The organism is Streptomyces sp. NPDC093111, from assembly GCF_040683955.1.
Classification (GTDB): domain Bacteria; phylum Actinomycetota; class Actinomycetes; order Streptomycetales; family Streptomycetaceae; genus Streptomyces.
This window is the reverse complement of sequence record NZ_JBFBNW010000028.1, coordinates 73,367-98,213: the sequence shown is the minus strand read 5'-3', so window position 1 is coordinate 98,213 and position 24,847 is coordinate 73,367. Positions and strand designations below refer to the sequence as shown.

The 24,847-nt window shown below is 70.6% G+C and carries 14 protein-coding genes and 2 pseudogenes; 11 read left to right on the top strand and 5 right to left on the bottom strand.

What is annotated here, in order from left to right; translation table 11 throughout:
* On the top strand, positions 1–6,257 hold a 6,257-nt coding region (locus AB0Q96_RS35265; RefSeq protein ID WP_365332735.1), incomplete at its 5' end, for a ricin-type beta-trefoil lectin domain protein.
* A 127-nt stretch (positions 6,258–6,384) separates the two neighbouring features.
* Positions 6,385–6,942: a hypothetical protein gene (locus AB0Q96_RS35260; protein ID WP_365332733.1), complete on the top strand. Its 558-nt coding sequence runs from the start codon at positions 6,385–6,387 to the stop codon at positions 6,940–6,942.
* A gap of 237 nt (positions 6,943–7,179) precedes the next feature.
* On the opposite strand, the gene AB0Q96_RS35255 is transcribed toward AB0Q96_RS35260, so the two are convergent.
* Together AB0Q96_RS35255 and AB0Q96_RS35250 are read right to left on the bottom strand one after the other, a co-directional pair.
* Positions 7,180–10,362, bottom strand: a complete 3,183-nt coding sequence (locus AB0Q96_RS35255) for a glycoside hydrolase domain-containing protein (protein WP_365332731.1) — start codon at positions 10,360–10,362, stop codon at positions 7,180–7,182.
* Positions 10,363–10,698: 336 nt separating this feature from the next.
* On the bottom strand, positions 10,699–11,160 hold the full coding sequence (locus AB0Q96_RS35250) for a transposase (RefSeq protein ID WP_365332729.1): 462 nt from the start codon (positions 11,158–11,160) through the stop codon (positions 10,699–10,701).
* Between the two features lie 34 nt (positions 11,161–11,194).
* Here AB0Q96_RS35250 and AB0Q96_RS35245 point away from each other — a divergent pair.
* From AB0Q96_RS35245 to AB0Q96_RS35235, 3 genes and pseudogenes are all read left to right on the top strand, one after another.
* Positions 11,195–11,702, top strand: a pseudogene (locus tag AB0Q96_RS35245) (HNH endonuclease family protein); the annotation flags it as partial.
* A gap of 267 nt (positions 11,703–11,969) precedes the next feature.
* A complete protein-coding gene (locus tag AB0Q96_RS35240; protein ID WP_365332745.1) occupies positions 11,970–12,896 on the top strand; it encodes a hypothetical protein in 927 nt (308 codons plus the stop codon).
* Positions 12,897–13,270: 374 nt separating this feature from the next.
* Entirely contained in the window at positions 13,271–13,495 is a 225-nt protein-coding gene (locus AB0Q96_RS35235; protein WP_365332727.1) for a hypothetical protein, read from the top strand.
* On the opposite strand, the gene AB0Q96_RS35230 is transcribed toward AB0Q96_RS35235, so the two are convergent.
* From AB0Q96_RS35230 to AB0Q96_RS35220, 3 genes and pseudogenes are all read right to left on the bottom strand, one after another.
* Complete coding sequence (locus AB0Q96_RS35230) at positions 13,477–13,935, bottom strand: hypothetical protein (RefSeq protein ID WP_365332725.1); 459 nt, start codon at positions 13,933–13,935, stop codon at positions 13,477–13,479. The two genes, AB0Q96_RS35235 and AB0Q96_RS35230, sit on opposite strands and share 19 nt — an antisense overlap.
* 229 nt (positions 13,936–14,164) lie before the next feature.
* A pseudogene (locus AB0Q96_RS35225) lies at positions 14,165–14,461 on the bottom strand (MFS transporter); the annotation flags it as partial.
* Between the two features lie 839 nt (positions 14,462–15,300).
* Positions 15,301–16,254, bottom strand: coding sequence for a helix-turn-helix domain-containing protein (locus AB0Q96_RS35220; protein ID WP_365332723.1), 954 nt, complete (start codon positions 16,252–16,254; stop codon positions 15,301–15,303).
* Between the two features lie 91 nt (positions 16,255–16,345).
* Here AB0Q96_RS35220 and AB0Q96_RS35215 point away from each other — a divergent pair, with 91 nt between their 5' ends.
* The 6 genes from AB0Q96_RS35215 (at position 16,346) to AB0Q96_RS35190 (ending at position 24,817) form a co-directional block, all read left to right on the top strand.
* Positions 16,346–20,569, top strand: coding sequence for a S8 family serine peptidase (locus AB0Q96_RS35215; protein ID WP_365332721.1), 4,224 nt, complete (start codon positions 16,346–16,348; stop codon positions 20,567–20,569).
* 328 nt (positions 20,570–20,897) lie between these two features.
* The gene (locus AB0Q96_RS35210; RefSeq protein WP_361629291.1) at positions 20,898–21,086 is read left to right on the top strand and encodes a hypothetical protein; all 189 of its coding nucleotides are present in this window, start codon (positions 20,898–20,900) and stop codon (positions 21,084–21,086) included.
* 170 nt (positions 21,087–21,256) lie between these two features.
* The gene (locus AB0Q96_RS35205) at positions 21,257–21,820 is read left to right on the top strand and encodes a MauE/DoxX family redox-associated membrane protein (protein WP_365332719.1); all 564 of its coding nucleotides are present in this window, start codon (positions 21,257–21,259) and stop codon (positions 21,818–21,820) included.
* Positions 21,821–21,846: 26 nt separating this feature from the next.
* Complete coding sequence (locus AB0Q96_RS35200) at positions 21,847–22,404, top strand: redoxin domain-containing protein (RefSeq protein ID WP_365332717.1); 558 nt, start codon at positions 21,847–21,849, stop codon at positions 22,402–22,404.
* A gap of 35 nt (positions 22,405–22,439) precedes the next feature.
* Positions 22,440–24,311: an ABC transporter ATP-binding protein gene (locus AB0Q96_RS35195; protein WP_365332715.1), complete on the top strand. Its 1,872-nt coding sequence runs from the start codon at positions 22,440–22,442 to the stop codon at positions 24,309–24,311.
* Positions 24,312–24,340: 29 nt separating this feature from the next.
* Entirely contained in the window at positions 24,341–24,817 is a 477-nt protein-coding gene (locus tag AB0Q96_RS35190) for a S26 family signal peptidase (protein ID WP_365332713.1), read from the top strand.
* Positions 24,818–24,847 lie beyond the last annotated feature (30 nt).

Below are 24,847 nucleotides of genomic sequence, written 5' to 3'. Positions count from 1 at the left end.
ACGCCAAGAACTTCAACTTCAAGGCGCCGGTCGTCTACGACCGCGACGGCTACCTGTCGCACATCTACTACGGCCAGCGCAAGGACTCGATCTTCAGCGCGACGGCCCCGGCCCGCGTCGGGTTCACGGTCGCCGAGCGCTGCTACAAGGTCGGCACGGTTGACTGCACCGAGGACAACTTCAAGTCGAAGGACCCGGGCAACTACCGGCCCTGGTTCGACACCCCCGCCGACCTCCGTTGCGAGTCCGGCAAGAAGTGCTGGAACGCCGGCCCGTCGTTCTGGACGCGCAAGCGCCTGGACAAGATCACGACCTCGGCCCAGCGCCGCACCGACACCAGCGCGCGACAGGTCGTGGACGAGTACCAGCTCAAGCAGTCGTTCGCCGAGCTGAAGACCGGCCCGAACACGGCCCTGTGGCTGGAGTCGATCAGCCGCACCGGCTACGCGCGCAACGGCTCCACCGACGCGAGCGTCTCGCTCAACCCCGTGCGGTTCGAGCCGAACACCGAGGACATGCCGAACCGCGTGAAGGCGGTCAACCCGCAGCGCCCCGGCTTCTCCCGGCTCCGCATCGCGCGCGTCATCAACGAGTACGGCGGCGAGACCGTCGTCACGTACAAGCCGATCGAGGGCAAGTGCCTCTCGGGCGCGGGCCTGCCGTCCAAGACGGACACCGCGGGCCTGAAGGCGAACGGCGAGCTCTGCTACCCGACGTTCTGGAACCCGGACCCCGAGGTCGAGGACATCGACTGGTTCCACAAGTACGTGGTCCAGTCGATCGAGGAGCTCCCGAACGTCGACGGCGCGTACGCCACCAAGACGGCGTACGAGTACAAGAACCCGGCCTGGAAGCTGGCCGAGTCCGAGTTCAGCAAGAAGTCGACCCGCACCTACTCGCAGTTCGCGGGCGCGGAGCAGACCACCGTCATCACGGGCGCCGAAGACCCGGCCATCGGCAGCAAGCAGTCCAAGTCGGTGAACCGGTTCTTCCGGGGCATGGGTGACACCGTCCCGGTCAAGGACGTCCACGGCAACGTGCTCAAGGCGTCGGACGGCTCGACCGTCTACGACCGAGAGCCCTTCGCCGGCCGGATCTCCGAAGAGCTGACCTACACCAACCCGACCGACGCGGACACCGACTGGCTGAGCCGGAGCGTCACGGTTCTGGAGGCCACGCAGCTGGCCAAGCGGGATCGCGACGACAGCCTGTCCCCTCTGCGTTCCTGGCGCGTCACCGGGCCCGAGGAGGTCGCCTACACCAAGGCATCGGGCACGAACACGGACGACCCGCGCACCGTACGCGAAGTCCGCACGAAGACGACGTACGAGTCGACGTACGGTCTGCCCACGCAGGTGGAGGTCCTCGGCGACATCGGCAAGACCGGTGACGAGTCCTGCACCAAGCTGGAGTACCTGCACCAGACCACCAAGAACCTCATCGGTCTCTCCAAGCAGGTCCTCGCCTCGCCGACCACGTGTGCCAACGCCAACTGGGCCGATCTGACGACCCTGAGCGGCGCTGCCCGTACCGCGTACGACAACACGGCCTACGGCACCGCCATCGCCGCCACCACGCGCGGTCTCGCCACCGAGACCTGGTCGCTCAACGGCGCCGGCAACGCCTTCCAGAGCAGCGGCACGACCGGCTTCGACGCCATCGGCCGTGTGACCAGCGTGACGGATCCGGACGGCAAGGTCAGCGCGACCACCTTCGACCCGCCGACCGGTCAGGTCTTCAAGGTCACCCAGACCAACCCGCTCGGCCACGCCCAGGTGCAGGAGCTCGAGCCGGGTCGCGCGACCACGCTGAAGTCGACCGACGCCAACGGGTACGTGAGCGAGGCGAAGTTCGACCCGCTGGGCCGTCTCGCCGAGGCCTGGGCCCCGGGCCGCACGCCGGCCGAGGGCGCCGTGCCGGACTTCCGCGCCGAGTACACGATCCCGAAGCCGGAGACCGACCCGAGCGACTCGACCCGTGAGATCCGCAAGCCTCCCTACGTCACGAGCTACGCCCGTGGCTACGAGGACCGGGTCGACACCTCCGTCACGCTGTACGACGGCCTCGGCCGTGAGCGCCAGTCCCTGGAGGAGGCCGACGGCAGGACCGGCTACCTCGTCACCGACACGCTGTACAACAGCTCCGGTGAGGTGTGGCAGACCAACAACGCCTACCTGACCCGGGAGGCGAAGCCCGGCGAGCTCTTCACCCCGCTCGCCGACACCGCCATCCCGAACATCACCCGCTACACCTACGACGGCCTCGGCCGCGTCCTGACCGAGACCCCGTACATGAAGTACGTGGACCCGGTCACCAAGGAGGCATCCTCCAAGGCGTACCCGGAGCGGGCCACCCGCTACGAGTACGGCCAGGACTGGTCCAAGGTCATCCCCCCGCAGGGCGACTCGTCCTACCGCGTCTGGACCGACGCGACGGGCCGCACGGCCCGTACGGACACGTTCAACCCGGCGGCGCCCGGTGGCTTCACGTCGACGCGTTACGAGTACGACGTTCGTGGCCAGCTGGTAAAGGGCACGGCCTCGGCTGACCCGACGCACCCGTGGACGTGGACGTACGACAACAAGGGGCGGGTGCTGACGGCGACCGACCCGGACGCCGGCACGACCCGCAACGACTACGACTCCCGCGGCCGACTGCTCACGCTCACCAATGCCCGCGGCGTCAAGATCTGGAACAGCTACGACGAGCTGTCGCGGCCGAAGCAGCAGCGCCTGAACGACGCCAACGGCACCCTGCTGGCGGACTTCACCTACGACACCGCTCCGGGCGGCAAGGGCATGCCCGCCACCGCCACGCGCTACACGGACGGCCTGGCGTACACGCAGAAGGTCAACGGCTTCACGAAGGACTACCAGCCGACCTCGACCACGATGTCGCTGCCGCAGTCGATCGCCGACACGTGGGGCTTCGCGAAGGACTACACCTACAGCTCCTCCTACTCCGACACCGGAGCGCTGGAGGAGACCACCCTTCCGGCGGTCGGCAACCTCGCCGCCGAGAAGCTGGTCGTCCGCTACAACAAGGACGGCAAGCCGCTCTCCCTCTCCGGCAAGGACTGGTACGGCTCCGAGACCGTCTACTCGCCGTACGGCCAGGTCCTGCGCTCGACCCTGGGTTCCCAGCCCTACCGGGTCTGGACGCAGAACTCGTACGACGAGGGCAGCGGTGAGCTGAAGGAGCAGGGGGTCTACCGGGAGAAGAACGACGCCTCCCTGGTCGGCGGCAACCTGGTGTCGAACCGCGGGTACTCCTACGACCCGGCCGGCAACGTCACCTCGATCCAGGAGAAGTCCCTCGGGATCGAGGAGCGCCAGTGCTTCTCCTACGACCCGGTCGGTCAGCTGAAGAAGGCCTGGACCGACAAGAACCAGGACACCTGCTCGGCGGACCCGAAGAACGCCGACGGCACGCTGAACGTGGCGGCCGGCAAGGACAACTCGGGCTACTGGCAGGAATACGAGTACGACCTCCTCGGCAACCGCTCCAAGCTGACCGAGAAGGACCTCTCGGGCGCCACCGCCAAGGACGCCACCAGCACGTACGCGTACGGCAAGGGTGCCGCCAAGGACCAGCCGCACACCCTCACCAAGGTGACGAAGACCTACACCACCCCCGCGGGTGCGCAGGTCACGGCCGAGGCGGAGCGTCTGTACGAGCTGACCGGTGAGACCAAGTCGGTCACGTCGATCCAGAACGGCGACAAGCAGAACCTGAGCTGGACCTATGACGGCAAGGTCGACCGGATCACCGGCCAGGGCTCGAACGGCAAGACCCCGTACGTGGGTCTGGGCCAGAAGTGCATCGACCTGAAGTCGGGTCTCGCGGCTGCCGGCCAGCCGGTGTGGCTGTACGGCTGCAACGCCACGGTGGCGCAGGCCTGGCACTTCGATCCGGCCCCGGGCCAGGCGGACGCCAACCTGGGCACGATGGAGGTCTACGACACCTGGTGCCTCCAGCCTGCGGCCAACACCGCGGGCTCGGCGGTCCAGATCCAGAAGTGCAACGGCACCACCGCGCAGCAGCTCAAGCGCAACGCCTCCGGCCAGCTGATCCACCCGGCCTCCGGCAACCTGTGCCTCGCGGTGCAGGGCGCGGCGAACGTGAACCAGACGCCGATCGTGCTCGCCACCTGTGACGCCGCCTCCGCGGCCCAGCAGTGGCTGCCGCAGAACGACACCCGTCACATCTACGGCCCCGACGGCAACCGCCTGCTGACCATCCAGGGCAAGCAGGCCACGCTCAACCTGGGCGAATCCCAGATCACCGTCCAGCAGGGCGGCATCCTGGTCCGCACCGAGCGCACCTACACGGCTCCGGGTGGCGCGGTCATGCGCTACACCAACGGCACCGGCGGTGAGACCCTGGTCGCCCAGACCTCGGATCACCAGAACAGTGCGTACACCGAGGTCGGCCTCTACAGCGGCATGCCGGTCCGGGTCCGCAAGCAGGACCCGTTCGGCAACCAGCGCGGCGCCGACACCGCGGGCCAGAACGTCCAGAGCCACAAGGGTTTCCTGGGCATGACCCGGGACGACGCCTCCGGCTTCCAGCCGCTGGGCGCCCGTCTCTACGATCCCCTCGTCGGACGCTTCCTGTCCGCCGACCCGCTGATGGACCTGAACGACCCGCAGCAGGCCAACGGGTACGTGTACGCGCACAACAACCCGGTGACGTACTCGGACCCGACCGGTCTGTCGATCGTCCTGACCGCCTCCGAGCGGGCCGCGGCTCTCGCCGGCGCGGGTCTGTCCGCGGCGCAGGTCGCGCAGGCCGAGGCCATGCAGGGCAAGTCCCTCACCTCCGTCATCCTCGCCGTGGCCTGGGAGACGCTGAAGGACTTCATCGGCATCAACGACGCCATGGCCTGCTTCGGCGGTGACATGTGGTCGTGCGGCAGCATCATCCTCGACGCCATCCCGTGGACGAAGCTGGGCAAGATCCCGTCGGTCCTGAAGGCCATCAACCGCACCATCGACGCCATCCAGGCGTTCAAGGCCGCCAAGAAGGCCGCCGAGGCCGTCCTCAAGGCCGCGAAGGCCGCCGAAGAGGCAGCCTTGAGAGCCAAGAAGGCCGCCATCGAGAAGGCCAAGAGAGAGGCTGCGCAGAGAGCGAAGAAGAAGGCGGCGGAGGAGGCCAAACGAAAGGCCGACGCGGCAGCCGCCGCGAAGCGGAAGACGGGTAACCCCGTCCAGAAGAAGTCCCAGGCCAAGGCAGCCCCGAAGTCCTCCTCCCAGCCCAAGGGCTCCAGCGGCGGCAAGGGCTCCGGCGGCAAGGTCAGCACCAGCAAGCCCGGTGGCTCCTCCGGCGGTTCCTCCCGGAACAGCGGCGGCTCCAGCGGCAGCGGTGGCTCCGGCAAGGCCGGCTGCAACAGCTTCGTGCCCGGCACGAAGGTGCTGATGGCCGACGGCTCCACCAAGCCGATCGAGAAGGTCAGGAACGGCGACAAGGTCCTCGCGACCGACCCGAAGACCGGGGAGACCCGGGTCGAGACGGTCACGGCCGAGATCAAGGGCCAGGGCCTCAAGCACCTGGTCAAGGTCACGATCGACACCGACGGCAGGGCCGGCTCGAAGACGGCCGCGATCACGGCGACCGCCGGCCATCCGGTCTGGGTCCCCGAGCTGGGTCGCTGGCTCAAGGCCACCGACCTGAAGTCGGGCCAGTGGCTCCGGACCAGCGCCGGAACGTACGTCCAGATCACGTCCGTACAGCGTTGGACCGCCCCCTCGGCGACCGTCCACAACCTGACCGTCAGCGAAATCCACACGTACTACGCGCTGGCGGGGGCGACCTCGCTCCTCGTTCACAACGACTCCTGCCCGACCGGCGATCGCGGTGACGGGGTCGAGAACAAGGCGACCAGTGAGTACCACCCGGACGAGCACTACGAGAACGCTTCGATCCAGGACCGGGCGCAGGACATGTCCGACCTGGGTGAGTTCTTCTCCGTCCCTGACGAGATCCACGAGCTCGTGGCCATGTTCCGGGCCAATCCCAACATGGCTCCGCGGGACACTCCGGGTGGTGGGATCGACATCTTCAACGGGATGGATCTCAATGACCGTCAGCGGCGGTTCTGGGGTTCCTGGGTGAACAACGCGACGATCTACTGGAACTACAGGCCGAGCAACCAGACAAGAATCATGGTCAACAACACGACCGGTGAGATCGCCTGGTTCCCGATCAAGCGGAGCGGCGGGCACAATTACGGCTCTCCGCACCTCTACAGGTGGTAAGAGGCGAGAGCCCCTTCACCTGTAGTAGATGAGAAAGAAGCAGTGCACGGCACCCCTGGGGTGCCGTGCACTGCTTCGTCCATGTGCCCTTGGATTTCACCCGAGGGACTTTCGAAAGGTTTGAGCAATGGACCACGCTGGGCGACTCGCCCCCGCTGGACTGGTCTTCCTGGGGCTGGTGGACCCGGAAAGTCCCCTCATCCCGCCGACGCTCGCCAACGCGGCCACGGGATACGCCCCCCCATCAGGGGGATGGCGGAGATCGGTCGTCGAAAGCGATGCCCCGGATTTCGTCGCCGCGGCGAACAAGGGCTGGTTCGACCTGTCCCGCGAAGGGGGGCTTTTCGGGGACGACCGAGAGTTCCTGGTCGCCGTCGAGGTCCAGGGCGGCGACTTCTGGTGGGCGCGCGTCAGACTGGGCGAATCCTGGGATGTCGTGGGTGCGGGATCCGCCGATGCTCTCGGCATTTCCTTCGGTGCGCCGGAGTTCGTCATGCTGTCGGTCTCCGGAGATGTCATCGTCGCCGGCAGGACGGGGGATTCGTCGGTCGGTACCGTCCTGGTGACCGGATTCTCGGACGTCGTCGGCCTGTGCGAACACGCGGAGTGGAAAGCGGGCTGGCGGGGGACGCCTCAGCAGGAGAAGGCAGCCATCCGGCGATGGCTCGAGGCCATCGGCCGCTGAACCCCACGAGCCCGGTGGCGCCCCTCACCCCCAGACGGTGAGCGGCGCCACTTTTCCTTCCACCGGGCCTCCCACGCCTCCGCCTCCAGTCGCAGCCCCTCTTTCATCAGGGGGTGGGCGGACGGGGCCTCGTTCCCGTCCCCGCTGATTCGAGGCTGCCTACGGGAAACAGGCGCTGGTCCCCGACCCCGGCACATCGCCGGGGCCGGGGCCAGGGCCGTCCTGGCGATCCGGACGTCAGCCGGCGCCGATCTCGCCGAGCTGCATGTAGTAGTCACCGAACTGGTCGGCGCTGAGCTTGGTGCCGGTGATCCTCACGTAGCGCGCGTTGGTGGGCGCGAACGGGAAGGTCTGGGTGGAGGCGTCGGGCCTGGGGTGGCCGTGCTTGTCGGCGACCGTGGTCCAGGTGGTGCTGTCGGCGGACACCTGGATGGTGAAGTCGACGGGAAACCCGAGTCCCGTGTTCACGCCGTCGGTGCGCGGGGTGAGCCGGACCTGGCTGATCAGGCTCGGTCCCTGGAGGTCGACGGTGATCGACTCGTCGGCCGTCGCTGTGGGCGACTTGAGGCTGGACCAGCCCATCGAGTAGCCCTGCGCCGAGTTCCGTACGCCGTCCGTGGCGGCGGTGCGCTTCCAGCCCGAGCCCTCGATGGAACTCGACGTGGTCGCCGGCCGGTTGGCGGCCAGTTCGTCGCCGGCGGCCTCGATCTCGGCCAGTTGCAGGTGATAGTTGCCGTGCGGGTCGGTACGCAGCTTCGTCCCGGTGACCTTGACGTAGCGCACGTCGGTGGGCGCGAACGGGAATGCCTGGGCCGAGGCGTCGGGCCTGGGGTGGCCGTGCTTGTCGGCGACCGTGGTCCAGGTGGCGTTGTCGGCGGACACCTGGATGGTGAAGTCGACGGGGAATCCGAGGCCGGTGCTGGCGCCGTCGGCGCGCGCGAAGAGGTCCAGGCGGCCGATCCGGCGCGCCGCGCCGAGGTCGGCGGTCACCGACTCGGTGTGGTCGACGGAGAGGTTGTCGATGCTGCTCCAGCCGTTCGTGCCGGTGGCCAGGGAGCGGCGGCCGTCGGTGAGGGCCTTGCTGCTCCAGCCGTCGCCCTCGTAGCTGCTGGAGGCCGTCACGGCGGCGCCCTCGACGGGGTTGGTGCCGGGGTTGAGCCGCACGTTGTCGAACCGGGCGCTCGCTCCGCCGGTGGCCAGGCCGACGTTGCCGACCGGGTAGCTCGCGTCGGTGAGGGAGATCAGCTCCGCCGCTCCGGCGTACACCTTGAGGGTGGCGCCGTGGGTGACGGCCCGCAGGGTGACCGTCTGGCCGGAGGTGTATCCGGGTACCTTCGCCTTGGCGAGGTCGACGCCGCTGCGGTGGACGAAGACCTCACCGTTGTCGCGCAGCGCCACCAGGTAGCCGGTCTGCCGGTCGGTGGGGTTCTGGCTGTGCACGGTCAGGCCGGCCCAGTTGGTCTTGCCGCCGTCGGCGTTCACACCGGTGATCCGGACGTCGACGGAGGCCGCGACGTCCTGGTAGGCCCGGCCGGCCACCGCGGAGACCGTGTCCCAGTCGGCGGCGGTGTCGCCCTGCGCGTACGCCTGGTCGCCGGTGACCGCCCAGGAGCCGCGGGTGTGCCGCCACTCGCCGTCAACGCCGGAGGCGAAGTCCTCGGCGAACGGGTAGGACGCGTCCGCGCCCTGGGTGGTGAGCGCGTCCAGGATCTGCTTGTGGCGGTGGTCGAGTTCCGCGCCCGAGGTGGCGGTCTCGGTGGTGCTCGTGATCAGGGACGAGGTCAGCGCCCGGGCCAGGACCGGCTTCACGGCGGCGAGGCGGGTCAGCAGCTCGTAGTCCTGGAGGCCGGCCAGCAGCGCCTCACTGCGCATGCTGTCGTAGACGTCGAGGGCGTCCTTGTTCGGGCGCACCAGGAACGGGTCCCCGTTGGTCCAGCCGTCGAACGTGTCGATGTGGTCGTAGCGGGTCGCGGGGCTGCCCACCGGCCAGGTCCAGATGTTCCAGCCCCAGTGCAGGGCTCCGTTGCCGCCGACCGCCGAGACCATCCACGGGGTCAGCCGGGAGTCGGAGAGCGGGTAGCTGATGAACCGGTTGAGGTGGCGGTCCTGCGGGCCGTTGCAGTAGTAGAGCCAGAGGTCCTTACCGGCCAACCGCTGGCTCTGGTAGTAGCCGGCGTTCTCGTCGTAGTGATCGTTGGCGAGCGGCGTGATGGTGCCGAGCACGTCGTCCAGGGCGGGCACAGCCTCGTGGTGCGCCTCGTTCGACTGCCCCTGGGGGAAGTACGCGTGGAAGCGCTCGTACAGCCAGCGCGCGGCGGAGACCTGGGTCTGGTCGGCGCGGTACGGCTCGTCGACCGCGCTCATGTAGAACACGTCGCTCCACCGGCGGCCGGGTGCGCAGGTCGGCCCCGCGTCCAGGCACTTGGAGTCGAGGTGGGCCTTCAGCGCGGGGAGAACGGTGTCGAGGTACGCGGTGGCCTCGGGCGTGCCGGGCGTCAGGTAGGTCATCTTCACCCCGCCCTTGCCGTCGCTGACGAGCGCCTCGACCTTGCGACCGGCGTCCTCCACGAGGGTGGGGGTGTAGATGTACTGCAGGGCCCCGGCGTCCTGGAAGAGCTGGACGAAGCGGTCGAAGTTCGTCCAGGTGAACGTGTACGTGCCGTTCACGAGCGTGGTGTCCGGGATGGACAGGGCCTGGAAGTCCGCGTAGATGACGTTGTTGCGGTGCTTGGCGTGGTTCTTGGCGAAGTTCCCCATGAGCGTCCACCACCGGGGGGAGAAGTCCGCGACGCCGTACTGGTCGGGGATGGACGTCGCCGTCCACTGGTAGTCCCAGCCGACCGAGGTGAACCAGTTGTTCATCCGGAACGTCGAGCGGTTCGTCGGGGGCAGCTCGGTGTCGTACACCTTCACGGAGACCGGCACGTCCACGGGGCCGGCCGAGCTCTGCACGGTGGCCCTGCCGGTGTAGGTGCCGGGCGCCTGTCCGGTGGGCACCGCCACGCTGTAGTGGTAGGGCTGCGTGGTGTTCGGCGGCAGCTGGTAGGGGGCGTTGCCGACGAGCGCGTCGTAGTAGCTGGTGCCGCCGTTCGGCGGCTCCTGCTGGCGTCCGGTCTGGACCTTCGCGATGTTCGGGTGGTCGTACTCACGGTTCACGGTGATCCGGGAGGACGGGATCACGGCTCCGTCCGGCCCGGTGAGGTCGCTCGCCTGCACCGACACACCACCGAGCGTCTCGCCCGAGCGGACGACGATCTGGGCGGCCTGGACCTCGTTGCGCGCCGCGAAGAGCGTCACCGCGTTCGTCGGCCGCCCAGGGGCGGGCGACGACGAGAAGACGTGGTCGGCCCCGCTCGCGACCCAAACGGACGGCGGTGCCGCGGCGACGGCCTGCGTCGGGGCGACGACGGACGTGAGCAACAGACAGGCGGCTGCCGTGACTGACGCTCTTATGAATATCTGTCTCACAATGTCCTTTTAGGAATTCATGCTGATCTGCGCACGGCGGATCCGTGGCACGGCCAGTCATACCTCACAGCGACATGTGCATGGCAATCGGCTCGGTGCGTGGGCACACAGGGATGCCGGTCGACCCCTGGCGCGCAGCCAGGCAGCCGCTCAGCAGGCCATTCGTCGCGAGCCGTGCGATGCGATACGCGTGGCACGACCGAGACCCGTACGTCGTCCTCGTGGACGACCCGCCCTGGATCCACGGAACGCAGGACCCGGCAGCCGACGCCGCGAGCGGCCGGAGTCTCAGGCAGCCGGGGACCGAGCAGGGACAGTGGCGACCGCCCGGGACTGCTCCAGGCGGTCAACCGCCCGCTCGACGGTGTTGCGCTTCTTGTAGCGGTCCCCATCGAAACCCGGCAGCCGTCCACCGCGTGCGCCCTTGCGCAGGCGGGCCACCTGACTGTCGCTCTTCTCCGGGATGGTGTGACGGATTCCCCGCCGCCGCACGTACTCGCGGACGAGGCCGTTGCTGCAGGCCCTGTCGGCGGCAAGGCTGTCCGTTTCTTGCGCGGTCGTCCCAGGCCCGGTCTGGACCGGCTTGAACTGGGTGCAGTCAGCCCGCTGACCTGGAGTGACGACCAGAGACAGCGGGCGGCAGCGGCCGTCCGCGCTCAGGTGGAGCTCGCTGGTGAACCCACCGCGCGAGCGGCCCAGGCCCTCGCCTCCCGCACTACCTCCACCAAGCGGCCGACGAGACTCTGCCATGGCATCTCGCCCCGGTGTTCCATCTCGCGGCCCCTACGAGCGCACGAAGTTCAAGCACTGGAATGGCGGCTTGGACCTGGCCAACGGCTGCAACACGCGCGCGGAGGTGCTGCTCGCGGAGGAGATCGAGCCCCCGACGGTTGGTGCCGGCTGCAAGCTGACCGGAGGCCGCTGGATCTCCTGTTACGACGGCCAAGAGGTGACCGATGCGGCGAAGCCGGACATCGACCACATGGTGCCACCGGGCGAGGCCTGGGCTTCCGGCGCGAGCGCCTGGACCCCCGCGCGGCGCGAGGCCTACGCAAACGACCAGGGCGCGGCGTCGAGCCTGGTGACGGTGACCGCCCGGTCGAACCGCTCGAAGGCGGACCAGGACCCGGCCCAGTGGATGCCGCCAGCCCCGGAGGCGACCTGCCGGTACATCGAGGAGTGGACTGCGGACAAGCCGCTGGGGCCTGTCCGCGGACCAGAGCGAGATCGACGCCCTGAGCGCGTACGCCGACGGCCCGTGTGACGACTCGGTCGTCCACTACACCCCAGCGCCGCAACGACCACCGTGGCCGTGGCAGGCAAGACCACCTGCGACGGCCACAGCTGACGAGCCGTCGCCCGTCCGGGTGCACCTCCGACCGACCGCACCCCTACTCCCCGGACCAGCTACTACGCTGCGCGCCGTGATGAGGAGACGGCTCCCTCTACTGCTCACGGCCGCAGCCTGCTTAGCCCTCGCCGGCGCCCCGGCCCCGGCGCGCACAGTCGCGGCGGCCGCGTGCGCAGGCGGCGAGACCGAGTCCAGGAGCAACTCTGCGGTGGACGACGGGGAGATCCGCTGGACGGAGAACACCGCCTACGACGGCGCCCGTAAGTTCGCGATCTCGGCGTGGCAGTACTCCGGCTCGAAGATCAAAATCGTGGCGGACTCCGCGCTCACCTCGAACGACGTCGAGTTCAAGGACGGCAACCTCGGCACCCGGGCGACCGACCCGCTCGGCCACTACGAGCGGCACGGATCGTTCGGGGCGACCGACTACGTCAACTTCAACAAGCAGAAGCTCGCCGGCGCCGCACGGGACCGGCACCGCTACGTCGCGCTCCACGAACTCGGGCACGCCCTGGACCTGTGCCACAAGAGCGACGCGGTCGTCTCCCCGATGTGGAAGACGGCACCCTCGCCGGGTACGAGATCACGTGGATCCCCGACATCGACAAGACCAGCTACAAGGAGCTCTGAGGCTGAGATGAACAAGCTCGTGCTCGGAACCGCCTTCGCCGTCACGCTCGCTGCGGCAGGCGTCGGCCTCACCTACGTGCAGCAGGACGACGCGGTCCAGGCGGCCCAGGTCGAGTCCCTGCGCGTGGCGACCTCCTCCGACGCGGCCGAGGCGGCCCGTGCGCAGAACCTCGCCCTGGTCGATGTCGTCGACCGCGGCCCGTTCCTGACCAAGGGCGCCGACGCCGGCCTGCAGACCTTCAAGGTCCACACCCTGGCCGTCTTCAAGGGGACGCTGCCGACGGACGCGGAGATTGGCCTGCCACAGGGCGCGGAGATGAAGGTGCCGGCCGGCGGCCGGTACGAGGTGTCGGTCATCGGCCCGGACAACGGGACTTGGCTGGCGCGCTTCACCCGGCCGGTTCCGACGGGCCAGACCACCGAGGCCATCGCCGCGCACTGGAAGTCGGAGCTCGACAACCACTTCGTCGAGCCGCCGTGCAGCGACATCACGCCCGCGCCCTAGGAGAATCTCAGCCCGCGCGGCAGCCGAGCCTGGGCCGGCCGATGTTTGGGCCCGGTGCCGATCAGCCCCAGAGCTTCAGCCCCTTGTTGGTGATGTTGACGTGCCGGCTCTCGGGCGGGTGTCCGTTGCGGCTCGTCGAGCGTCTTCTGACTCTCAACGACGAGTCCGCGGCCACCGTCTACGACGTCGAGACCTATGGCGGCGGGCATGTCTCCTACGACGACGGCGAATCACAGGCAGGCCGTGCCTAGCTTGAAGGCACACCCCACGGGGCGTCCTAGAGGAGCAGCACTTGCCTGCCCGCCCGATCTCGAAAGGGTGAGAACGGGGTGTATGTCGGCTTTCCAGCAGCTTGGTGCTGTGCCCAGCAGGACATGGTCCGGACCATCGGCTGGTGCTCGATCAGCGCCGTCATCCCCGCCGGCCAGAACATCTGGCCGCTGCGCACCGCCGCGCCGGAGCTCTCCCTCACCACCGGCCACTGGCGGGTGCTGCGCGGCCTCTCCACCCACTCCGCCACCGATGCCCAGGCCCACCTGGACACGCTCACCGCCGCCCACGCCGCACACCGGGCCTCCTGTCAGACCTGCACCGCCTGAGCGACGCGTACGCAGGGCACGGCCGCCCAGCAGCGGTGTACTCGACCGTGACCGTAACGATGCCGATCAGGAGAGCAGACGGCCGTCCTGGGGGTTGAAGCAGACGAGACCGAGAGTTCGGGCGAGATCAACCGCAAACGGCGCGGCCTCCTGATACTTGCTGAAGACCATGCCGAATAGAACAGCGGGCCGCCGGCGTTGTTGATCAAGGGCCCGTCACACCAGGGGCAGGCATCCTCGGCCTCTTCGTCGTCATCGGGGCTCATGTCGGGCCAGCGCGTCACCAATTCCTCGACGTACTGCCTGATCACGAGGGTCGGCGAAGTCTTCTGGCCTCCCACGTGCCTCATGTGCATGCGGTAGCGATCCTCGAAGGTTGTTGTTGCCGTCGCGTCGTCGACGGGGCGGATGCCTTCCCAGACAGCCAGGTTGTAGCTCATGAGCGCATTGTGCTTGGTGTGACTGACAGCCATGCCCCTTGTCTCTGCCCCATGGCCCGGCCATACAGATACATCACCGGGGAGGAGTGGGACCGCAACACGCGCTACTCCTACGAGTCGTGCTCGGACACTGAGGGCTGGGCTGATTGAGCGGCATGGCCCTGCGGATGGTGACCAACTCCAGGCAGTCGGGTCGTTGCTCTGGTTGTGGGGCGGGGCGATCTGACGAGACCCGAGTGGCGAACAGGAGGGGGAAGCTCGTGGTGACGGCGCCCACGGCGTGAGCTGCCGCGAAGACGAGAACGAACCCGAGAAGGCCGACGCGCCTGGGCCAGTTGCGGGCAAGCGCGGCCACAAGAGGGGCGCCGGCGATCATGCCGATCGCGAACGCCGATGTGAGGACGCCCGCTGTCCCGACTGTGACGTCAAGATCTGAGGCGATGTCCGGCAAGAGGCCGGCGAGCATGAACTCCGAGGTCCCCATGGCGAAGACCGCCACGGCAAGCAGATACAGAGGAAGAGGCATCGAGTCGCTCCGAGGTGAGAGAAGCACGAGAAGGTCATCTCGTCACCGCGGCCAGCCCCATGCTCACACGCGTGGCACCGCGGGAGCGGTGCGACGACAGGGCTACGAGCTCAGTGGTTCAGGGGCTGACGGCGTGACCGAAAGCCCCCACCGTGTCTGACTCAGGACTCGACATGGTCCGCACGGTACCCGACCGATGCCCGTCGAAGCATCTTGGTTTCACGGGCATCGGCCTGTGTCACCAACGCCATGTCCCGCAACATCCAGCTCCTGCGGATCGCCCAGGAGAAGCGGCCCGGCGCCCCCGGCATCGTCGACTTCGGCACCCTCGGGGCAGCCGCGCTGGAGCACTCCAACGAGCTCTACGCCGTCGCCGCGGCCTTCCTCACCGCCAGCAGTCACCCCGTCAAGGCGATTACCCAGCAGGCCCGTCGACCTGGTCAGCCAGACCGCGAACGGAATGGACGTCCGGGACATCGCCGCCGCCCCGACCACCTGGACCCCCTGACCGGGTTCCGGCCGGCAGAATCCCGGCGCCGCTCCCGTCCCCGGCCCGGCCGCTGCCCGAGCGGCGTTCTCGCGGTCGCCGGGAACGATGTCTTCGCTCGCCAGCGGCAGCAGTCCGGAGAGGACGCCTCGGTGACGTCCGCGTCCGGGTCGGACAGGGTTCGCGTGAGGGTCGTGACGGCCTGCGAGGTACGGCCGGAACCTCTCCGGCTCGGCGGAGTCCTCGGTGAGGGAGAGGAGGCGGAGCAGGGCTGGGCTGGACGCGGCGGCACTGCCGGGCCGAAGCGGCCGTTCACCCGAGCTCCTTCGGCGACCACTCGGCCGATGGCGGGTCAGATCCAGCCGCGGCGTGCCGCGACGACGCCGGCCTGGAAGCGGTTCACCGCGCCCAGGAGTTCGTGGAGGCGGCTCATGCGCCGGCGCATGGTGCGGACGGACCAGCCGAGCTGGCGGGCTATGGCCTCGTCCTTGAGGCCGCTGACCAGCAGGGTGAGCACCAGACGATCCTCCTCACCGAGCGGGTCCTCGGCGGGTACGTCGAGCGGCAGGGCCTGTTTCCAGCACAGTTCCCAGTAGTCGGTGAGGGCGTCCAGCAGGGTGGAGGGGCGGATGACCGCGGCGCGCACGCCGTCGAGGTCCAGGGAGAGCGGCATCAGCGCCAGTCGGCGGTCCGCGATGGCCAGTTTGATCCGCAGGCCCGGCATCACCCGGGCCTGCTCGCCACGGCGCACGAGTCCGCGGATGTCCTCGAGCACTCCCGGCCATTCCAGCGCCTCGGGGGCGTAGACCGCGCGGTAGCGCACGCCGCGCCCCAGCGCCGTGCTCTCCACCGGGTTGGAGGTGGTCAGTGCGTACGGTGGCCGGTCCAGTGTCATGACGTCCTCGCGCGCCTCCTGCTGGAGGCGGACGAACCAGCGCCCGAGCGCCTCGCGGCCGGTGGCGATCTCCACCTCCTCCTCCCCGGCGGTGCCGGCCTGCGCCGCCGCGAAGAGGCGGGACAGCTCGCCCGCCGCCGAACGGACGCGGTCCAACTCCGCCGTCCTGTTGCGGACCAGTGACTCCACCGCGGCGCCCGGCTCGATCGCCGCGTACCGCCGGCGGACACCCGCGAGCCGCCCGACCAGGCCGTGGTCGTGCAGGCGGTCCAGCGCCCTGGCGGCACGCAGGGTGGAGCAGCCGAGGTCGCCGGCGAGCTCGGCGGGGGCCGCCGTACGCCGGGTCAGCACGGCCCGGTAGACGCTCTCGTCGAACGGATCGATGCCTGCCGCGGTGAGCTCGTTCGTCATATGCCGATCCTGGCCCACTTGTGCCAGGTGCAGCAATGGGCCGCCAAGATCCGTTGTACGGAGAGTCACTTCGGCGCTAGGACTTCTGCCCATGGCCAAAAACCCACGAAGCAGCCGACGTCTGACGGCCGCCGCGGTCACCGCCGTCGCGCTGGCCGGTACGCTCACCGCGACGCCAGGCACCGCGACCGCGACGTCACCCGACCCGCACCAGCGGGTCATCGTCGAGCTGTCCGGAGACGCCGCCGTGGCAGCGGCCCCCGGCGGCTCACTCACCTCCCTGACCGCCGGCACCACCTCCGCCGTCGGCGACGCCCGACGGGCCCTGGCGGCGCGGCAGGACGCCTTCGTCACGACAGCACGGCAGGCCGGACTGCACCCCGCCGCACCCCGCCGGCTCGGTCTGCTCCTCAACGCCGTCGCCATGACGGTGCCCGCCTCCGAGAAGGCGCGGCTGGCCGCGCTGCCCGGTGTCACCGCCGTCCGCCCCGACACCCGGATACAGGTGCGCACGGACATCAGCGTCCCGCTGACCGGAGCGCCCGAGGTATGGAAGCGCGAGGACCCGGCCGGGGTGAAGGCCACCGGCAAGGGCACCGTGGTGGCGGTCCTGGACAGCGGCGTGGACTACGGCCACCCCGACCTGGGCGGCGGCTTCGGCGAGGGCCACAAGGTCGTCGGCGGCTACGACTTCGCCAACGGTGACGACGACCCGATGGACGACAACGGCCACGGCACCCACGTCGCCGGCATCATCGCGGGCAAGGCGGCCGGGAAGGAAGGCGTCACCGGCATGGCGCCCGACGCGCGTCTGCTGGCCTACAAGGTCACCGGCGCCGACGGCAGCGGCTACACCTCCGACATCATCGCCGGCATCGAGGCGGCTGCCGATCCGGGCAACCCGCACCCGGCCGACGTCATCAACATGAGCCTCGGCGGCCCCGGTGACGGCACCGACCCGCTGGGCCGCGCGGCGACCGCCGCCGTACGCGCCGGAGTGGTCGTCGTCGCGGCGGCGGGCAACTCCGGGCCCGGCAGCGGCACCATCAGCACACCGGCGGCGGCCGACGGCGTCATCGCCGTCGGCGCCTCCACCAGCGGGCTGCGGATCCCCAGCGCCTACCTGGCGGGCAAGGAGCCCGAACTGATCCAGACCTACCGGGGCGTGCTGTCCGCGAACCCGCCCACGCGACCGGTCACCGCGCCGCTCGTGGACGTCGGCGCGGGCACCGCCGAGGACTGGAAGCGCGTCGGTGACGTCCGGGGCAAGATCCTGCGCGCCGACCTGCTCGTCCCCCCCAACACGGACGTCCTGAGCCAGAGCGACATCGACTGGGCACGCGAAGCCGAGAAGCGCGGCGCGCTCGCCGTCCTCGGCGGCCTCCCGGTCCACGACGGACCCGTGCTCGCCGCCACCCCCGGAGTGGCCGAGGCGCGGGAGACCCCCGCCCGCCCCGACCTCACCCGGACCGCCGCCTCCGGCGACTCGCTGCGCATGGACCGCCTGGTCGTCATGGGCATCGACACGACCCAGTACGCCCAGCTGAGCCGCGAACTGGCCGCCGGAAAGGTGTCCGTCACCCTGCGCGGCACCGATTCCACCGACGAGATCGCCTCCTTCTCGTCGCGCGGACCCGGCACCGGCTTCGGACTCAAACCCGACCTCGTCGCACCCGGCGTGGAGATCCGCTCCTCGATCCCCACCTCGATGTACGCACCCGGTGTCTACCGCATGTCGGGCACCTCGATGGCCAGCCCGCACGTCGCCGGAGCCGCCGCCCTGCTGCGCCAACTGCGGCCCGGCCAGGACCCCGACGCGATCAGGTCCGCGCTGGTCGGCACCGCGAAGGGCCTCGCCGGCACCGGCCCCACCGTCCAGGGCAACGGACGCCTCGACGTGGCCACCGCCGCGTCCGCCACCCTCACCGCCCTCCCGACGAGCGTGTCGTTCGGCCTCGCCGACCTCGCGGACCGGACCGTCGGCGGCACCGCGAAGGTACGCCTGGCCAACCCCGGCGAGAAGCCGCTGCCCGTCACCCTCGCCAGCACCGGCCCCGCCACCGTGTCCCCGTCGCGGGTGACCGTCCCCGCCGGGGGGTCGGCGACCGTCGACGTCACCCTGCGCGCGGACCGCCCGGCCACCGACACGGAGATCAGCGGCCGGATCACCGCCACCCCCGCGCGCGGCCCGGCCCTCCGCGTGCCGTACCTGCTCGTCGTCCGGCACCTGGTCGTCCAGGCGTCCCCCGACCCGAGCGACGGCCGCTCCACCGTGCACGTCGCCGCCCCGGCCGCCCTGAACGCGCCGCCGGAGATCAGGGTCACGCCGCCGCACGGCAAGGCCTTCACCCTGCGCACCACCATGAACGGCGCCGGCTACTACCAGGCCGACGTGACCGGGAGGACGGCCGGCGCCTACCGCCTGTCCGTGTCGGCCACGACCACCGACGGGCGTCGGATCACGGGGACCGGTGCTTTCGAGGTCACCCCCGCCGGCAGCCGCGGCGACCGCTGGGAGCCCATCGGCCCGAACAGCGAGGCCGGTCACGTCGCGCTCACGCCCGCCCGGCCGAAGCAGGCCGTCGTGACCCAGTTCCGGAAGGCCGCCCCCTGGCTGACCACCGACGGCGGCGCCCACTGGCGCCAGGTGGGCCGGCTGCCCGTCGCCGACGGCAACGGCACCGGAGCGGTCGTGGTCGACGCCCGCCGCCCCGACCGCTGGTGGTACGCCGTGAACACGGCCGCCGACCCCACCCGCCGCGGCACCATCCTGCGTACCGACGACAACGGCCGCACCTGGCGCAAGCTCGACGTGCCCGACGCGCGCGTCGACGCGTTCGTCGCGGACGAGGAGACCCGTACCCTCGCCGCGATCGTCGGCGGCACCCTGCTGGTCAGCACGGACGCGGGCGACAGCTGGGCGGAGTACCCCACCGGCGTGACCGGCGGCGTCCGTGACGCGGCCCTCGTCGGCGACACGCTGTACCTGGCGACCTTCGACAGCGTCTGGCGCCTCGACGGCGTGGGCAAGGGCGACCCCGGTACGGCGCACCGCGTCCTCGACGGGCCCGTGGACACCGTCCGCGGTCTGGCGGCCGACTCCACCGTGGTGGCGGCCTACGTCCCCGGCACCGGCGTGCGCGGCTCCTACGACAAGGGCCGCACCTGGTCCACCCTGCTGCCCGTCGCGGAGGGCGGCAACGGCCTGTCCGCCTCCGGCGGCGACCTGTACCTGCGCGCGCTGTTCGGCGCGGGGCAGGTCAGCCACGACCACGGCAGGACCTGGAAGCCGGTGTCCGCTCCCTCGAAGGCCGCCATCGCGATGGACTACGACCGCTGGGCCGACGGCTCGGTGACCGTGTCCAGCGAACAGGACGGCCTGTACCGTGGCTCGGCCGACGGCACCGGATACCAGAGGATCGGCGTCCAGGGCCTGACCCCCTTCGCCCTCGCGGCCAGCGGCGACCGGCTGCTCGCCGGAACGGTGAGCGGCACCTACCGCACCGCGATCCCCGTCACCGGCCCCGAGTGGGGCCACACCGGGGCGGAGGGCATGACCGGCCGGCTCACCTCGCACATCGCCGTCTCGCCGCGGGACACCAAGGTCGTGTGGCAGGTCCGGCGCACCGCGACCGGGCTCTTCGAGGTCTCCCGCAGTGGGGACGCCGGCCGGACCTGGCAGGTGAAGGGCACCTCGTCGGAGATACCGACCTCGATCCTGGTCCACCCGGCCGATCCCGACCGGGTGACGATCAGCTTCAGGAGCATCTTCGGCAACGGGCTGTTCTCCACCTTGGACGGCGGCAGGACGTGGAAGAACCTCTTCCACGAGAGGTCCTTCGACGCGATGGCCGGCGACCCGCGCGACCCGCGGCGCCTCTGGCTCGGCAACGCCTCGGGCCTCTACCGCTCGGACGACGGCGGCGTCACCAAGACCAAGGTCGCCGAGGGCCCCGTCACCGCGATCCTGAAGGACGGCCGGCGCCTGATCGTCGGCGGATCGTCCGTCCGGATCAGCACCGATGACGGCACGACCTTCCGCACCGCCGACACCGGCCCGCTCGCGGTCCACGTCGCGGACCTGCTGCGGGTGGGCGGAGCGCTCTACGCGGCGACCGCCGGTTCGAAGGAGTCCGGCCTCGTCCAGGGCGGCCGGGGCGTACTGCGCAGCACCGACTCCGGCCTCACCTGGGAGAACGTCTCCAGCGGTCTGCAGAACACCGACACCACCAAGCTGGCCGCCGCCCCGGACGGACGCTCGCTCTACGTCGGCACGGTCGACGGCGGCGTACACCGCCTGAAGCTGCGCCGCTGACCCCCACGCGCACGAGGCGCGTGACCGCCTGACCGGCGCGAGCGCCGGCCCTGCCCCCGACCTCCGGGGCGGGCCGGTCCTCGCGCCGTCGTCGTTCCCTGGCACCGGCGCACCCTTTTCGCACGCTGTCCCGAACAGTCCCGAACACGCTCCGGTCGTTGTCACGGCCCGAGGCCCGGCGAAGACTCTGTACCGCCCCGGCCGACCGGACGGGGACCTGACCGATCGAGCGGCGGGGCGCGTTCCGCAGCACGGGGGACGTCCATGTGCGGCCCGGCGCCCCGACGCCATCGCCAGACCAGGGAAGAACCGACAGGAGGGACCTCACATGAAGACCGTCCGTGGATGGGCCGACCGCATGCTGGAGCAGCTGGTGCCGCAGGAGACGGCGAGCGCGTGCACCGGCTACTGGATCTACCGGTGCATCAACAGCGCGTGCGGCAGTTTCAGCAACTACACGCAGCGCGTCTGGTCCTGTGACCTCAACAGGCGCGAGTTCATGAGCTGCGGCTGCTGAACCGCCCCCGCCCGTCCGGCCCCGTGACCGCCGCACGGCGCAGGTGGTAGCTCCGCGGCGCCATGCCCCGTCAGCACCATCGGGGCCGCCCTCGTCCGGGCACCGTACGACCCGTCCCGTGGCCCGGCTCGCACCAGGGCCGGGCCACGGATCTCTCCCCGGGAGACCCAGTGGAATTCGTCTCGGCCGTAAGCCGGATCGCGCTCGTCCTCGTCTTCGCGGCGGCAGTACTCGGAAAGATCAGGAACGCGGAGTCCTTCCATGCCTTCACGTACTCCGTGGAGACGCTGGGGCGGGTGTCCGCCGCCCGGGCGCCTGCCCTCGCGGTGGGCGTCGTCGTCGCGGAAGCGGCGGGCGCCGTGCTCCTGGCCTGGCCCGAGGCCTATGGCGGCCGGCTTCCCGCGCTGACCGGTCTTCTGACGACGAGCGGTCTGCTGGCCTCGTTCACCTACGCCGTCGCCCGCGCCCTGCGCGCCGGACAACAGGTGGCCTGCCGCTGCTTCGGCACCTCGGCGGGCCCCGTCGGCCCTCCCCAACTCGTCCGCAACGCCCTGCTCCTCGCCGTCGCGGCGACGGCCGCCCCCGGCGTGTGGGACGGCGGGCACCTCACCTGGCAGGCCCGGTTCACCGCCTGGCTGTGCGGGGCGACGGCCGCTCTCCTCCTGGTCGTCGGAGACGAACTCGTCACGCTGCTGCGGCCCACACCCGCCGCCCCGACCCGTACGAGCATCTGATCCCCTCTACCGAGAAGAGGCCTCCCGTGGTCTACCTGGCCATAGCGCTGGTGGTCGTCGGCGCGCTCTGCGCGCTGGACCTCCTGCTGACGCTCGCGGTCCTCCGCCGGCTGCGGAACCGCTCCTCCGCCGCCCCGGCCCTCACGGAGGACGGCGGCATCCCCGTGGGCGCGACCGTGGCGCCCTTCAGCTCCCGGTGCATCGAGGGCATGCCCCTGACGGAACGCGACCTCACGGACGGCGCCGTGGTGTCGTTCTTCACCCCGGGCTGCAAGCCGTGCCGGGACAAGCTGCCCCGCTTCGTGGAGCAGGTCGGCGCGCTCCAGGGACGGCGCCAGGCGATCGCCGTCGTGGTGGCGGGGAGCCACGAGCAGCGGTACGCGGACGAGGCCCAGGCGATGGCCGAGCAGCTCTCTTCCGTGGTCCGGGTCATCCGGGAGACACCGGAGGGGCCCTGCGCGAGCGCCTTCGGCGTCAGGGCCTTCCCCGCCCAGTTCGCCGTCTCGGCGGTCGCCGGGGAGCCGCCCACCGTGGCCGCGGTCGGGGACTCGGTCCTCACGGCCGTTCCGGCCGGGCGGGCATGAGTCCCGCCCCGGGTGCCGCCGCGCCACTCCGCGCGGTGCCGCTTCACCACGCGGTGACCTCGGCCCTCGGGCTCGGCCTGCGGGCGACCCCCGCCGCGATGGCCGGGTTCCTGGCCGTGACCGTGGTGTCCGCCGCTGCGCCCGTGGTGGTCACGTGGCTGGTCAAGGACATCCTGGACGGGCTCGCGGCGGGCAACGGCATACGCGGGAGCCTCGGCCCCGCCGTCGCGCTGGCCGTCGCCGGCGCAGTGTCGGCCGGCGCCCCTCAGCTCACCGCCTACCTCCAGGCCAGGATGACCCGGGCGACCAGTCTCCTCGTCCAGGAACGGCTGCACACCGCCGTCGACGGCTTCGTGGGGCTGGGCCGTTTCGAGAACCCGGAGTTCCTGGACCGTCTCCGGATGGCGCAGCACGCCGGCGGGCTCGCCCCCTTCCAGGTGGTCCAGGCCGTGGCGGGCATCGTCCGCGGCTGCGTCCTCCTCGTCGGATTCCTCGGCTCCCTCGCCGTCCTGCATCCTCTGCTCGCCGTCGTCGTGTCGCTGTCCGGTGTCCCCGTGCTCTGGGCGGAGATCGTGCTCAGCCGCCGGCGTGCCGCCACCTTCTGGGAGATCAGCCCCGCCGAGCGCCGGGAACTCTTCTACGCGACGCTGCTGTCGAGCGTGGAGGCCGCGAAGGAGATCCGGCTCTACGCCGCCGGACGCTTCTTCCGGGAACGTCTGCTGGCCGAACGGCGCAGGGCCGACGGGCTGCGGGAGCTGATGGACCGCAGGGAACTGCGCGTGCAGACCTGCCTTCAGGTGGCCGCCTCCCTCCTGGCGGGCGCCGCACTGCTGTGGGCGGTCGCCTCCGCCGCACGGGGGACCATGACGGTCGGCGGCGTCTCCCTTGTGCTGGCCGCCATCCCCGCCGTACAGAGCGCCATCGCGGGACTGGCCGGTGAGACCGGGCAGGTGCACCACTCCCTCATGATGTTCGATCACTACGTCACCGTCGTGGGACTCGGCCCCGACCTCCCCGCCCCCCGGCGCGCCACCGCGGTCCCGCCCCTGCGGGACGCCGTCGAACTGCGGGACGTGTGGTTCCGCTACGACGAGGGCACCCCCTGGGTGCTGCGCGGCGTCGACCTGCGCATCGAGGCGGGGAAGGCGCTGTCCCTCGTGGGCGTCAACGGCTCGGGGAAGTCGACGCTGGTCAAGCTGCTGTGCCGGTTCTACGATCCCACCCGCGGCCGCATCCTCTGGGACGGAGTCGACCTGCACGCCATGGACCCGGTGGAGCTGCGGCGCCGTGTCGCCGCCACCTTCCAGGAGCCGATGCGCTACGAGCTCACGGCCCGCGAGAACATCGCCGTCGGCGACCTGAGCGCCCTCGACGTACCGGAACGCTGTGAGGCGGCGGCCCGGCTGGCGGGCGTGCACGAGGACGTGACGCGGCTGCCCCACGGGTACTCCACCCTGCTGAGCCGCACGTTCCGGGGCGAGGACGACCACGCGTCCGGCGTACAGCTGTCCGGAGGGCAGTGGCAACGGATCGGCCTCGCGCGCTCGTTCCTGCGTGCCGACGCCGACCTGCTGATCCTGGACGAGCCCAGCTCCGGTCTGGACCCGGCCGCCGAGCACGAGATCCACAACCGGCTGCGGGCCCGCCGCTCCGGCCGCACCAGCGTGCTGATCTCGCACCGGCTCGGCGCGGTCAAGGACGCCGACACCATCGCGGTCCTCCAGGACGGGCGCATCACCGAACTGGGCGACCACGCCGCCCTGATGGACCGCGAAGGGACCTACCACCGGCTGTTCACGCTGCAGTCCCGCGGCTACCGCGAACGGACGGACGGCTCCGGTGACGACGTGGCGGACGAAGAGACAGGCACGTCCCACCCCCTCGTGCTGCCCGGTCTGAGTCCGTGACGCGGCCGGTGCGGAGGCGTTCCGCGTACGTGGCGGCGGGAAGTGCCGCCGGGCTGTCGGTCCTGGGGTGCGCGGTCGCGTTCCTGCTCCGGCGCCGTTGCGTCCTGCTCGACGTCAGCGGCTCCAGCATGACCCCCACCTACCGTGACGGGGACCGGCTGCTGGCCCTCAAAGTGCCGGCACGCCTCGTGCGCAGAGGGGCGGTCGTCGCGATCCGGATGCGACCGGCCGGGGGCGCGGCGGGGGACGTCACGGAGGGCCAGGACGCCCTGCCCGGCGGGCCCTTGCCCACCGCCGTGATCAAACGCGTCGCCGCCCTTCCCGGAGACCGGACACCCGGCCGGCCTTCCTCGACGGACCTCGTGCCGGCCCGGCACGTCTACGTCCTCGGTGACAACCACGAGGTCAGCTACGACTCCCGCCAGACCGGACCCGTACCGTTCGACCGGCTCGCCGCGGTGGTTCTCGGCCGGGTCCGCCACGGCCTCAGGCCCGGCGATGCCTGACCACCGTGTGCCGTGCGGCCGCGGGGCGCC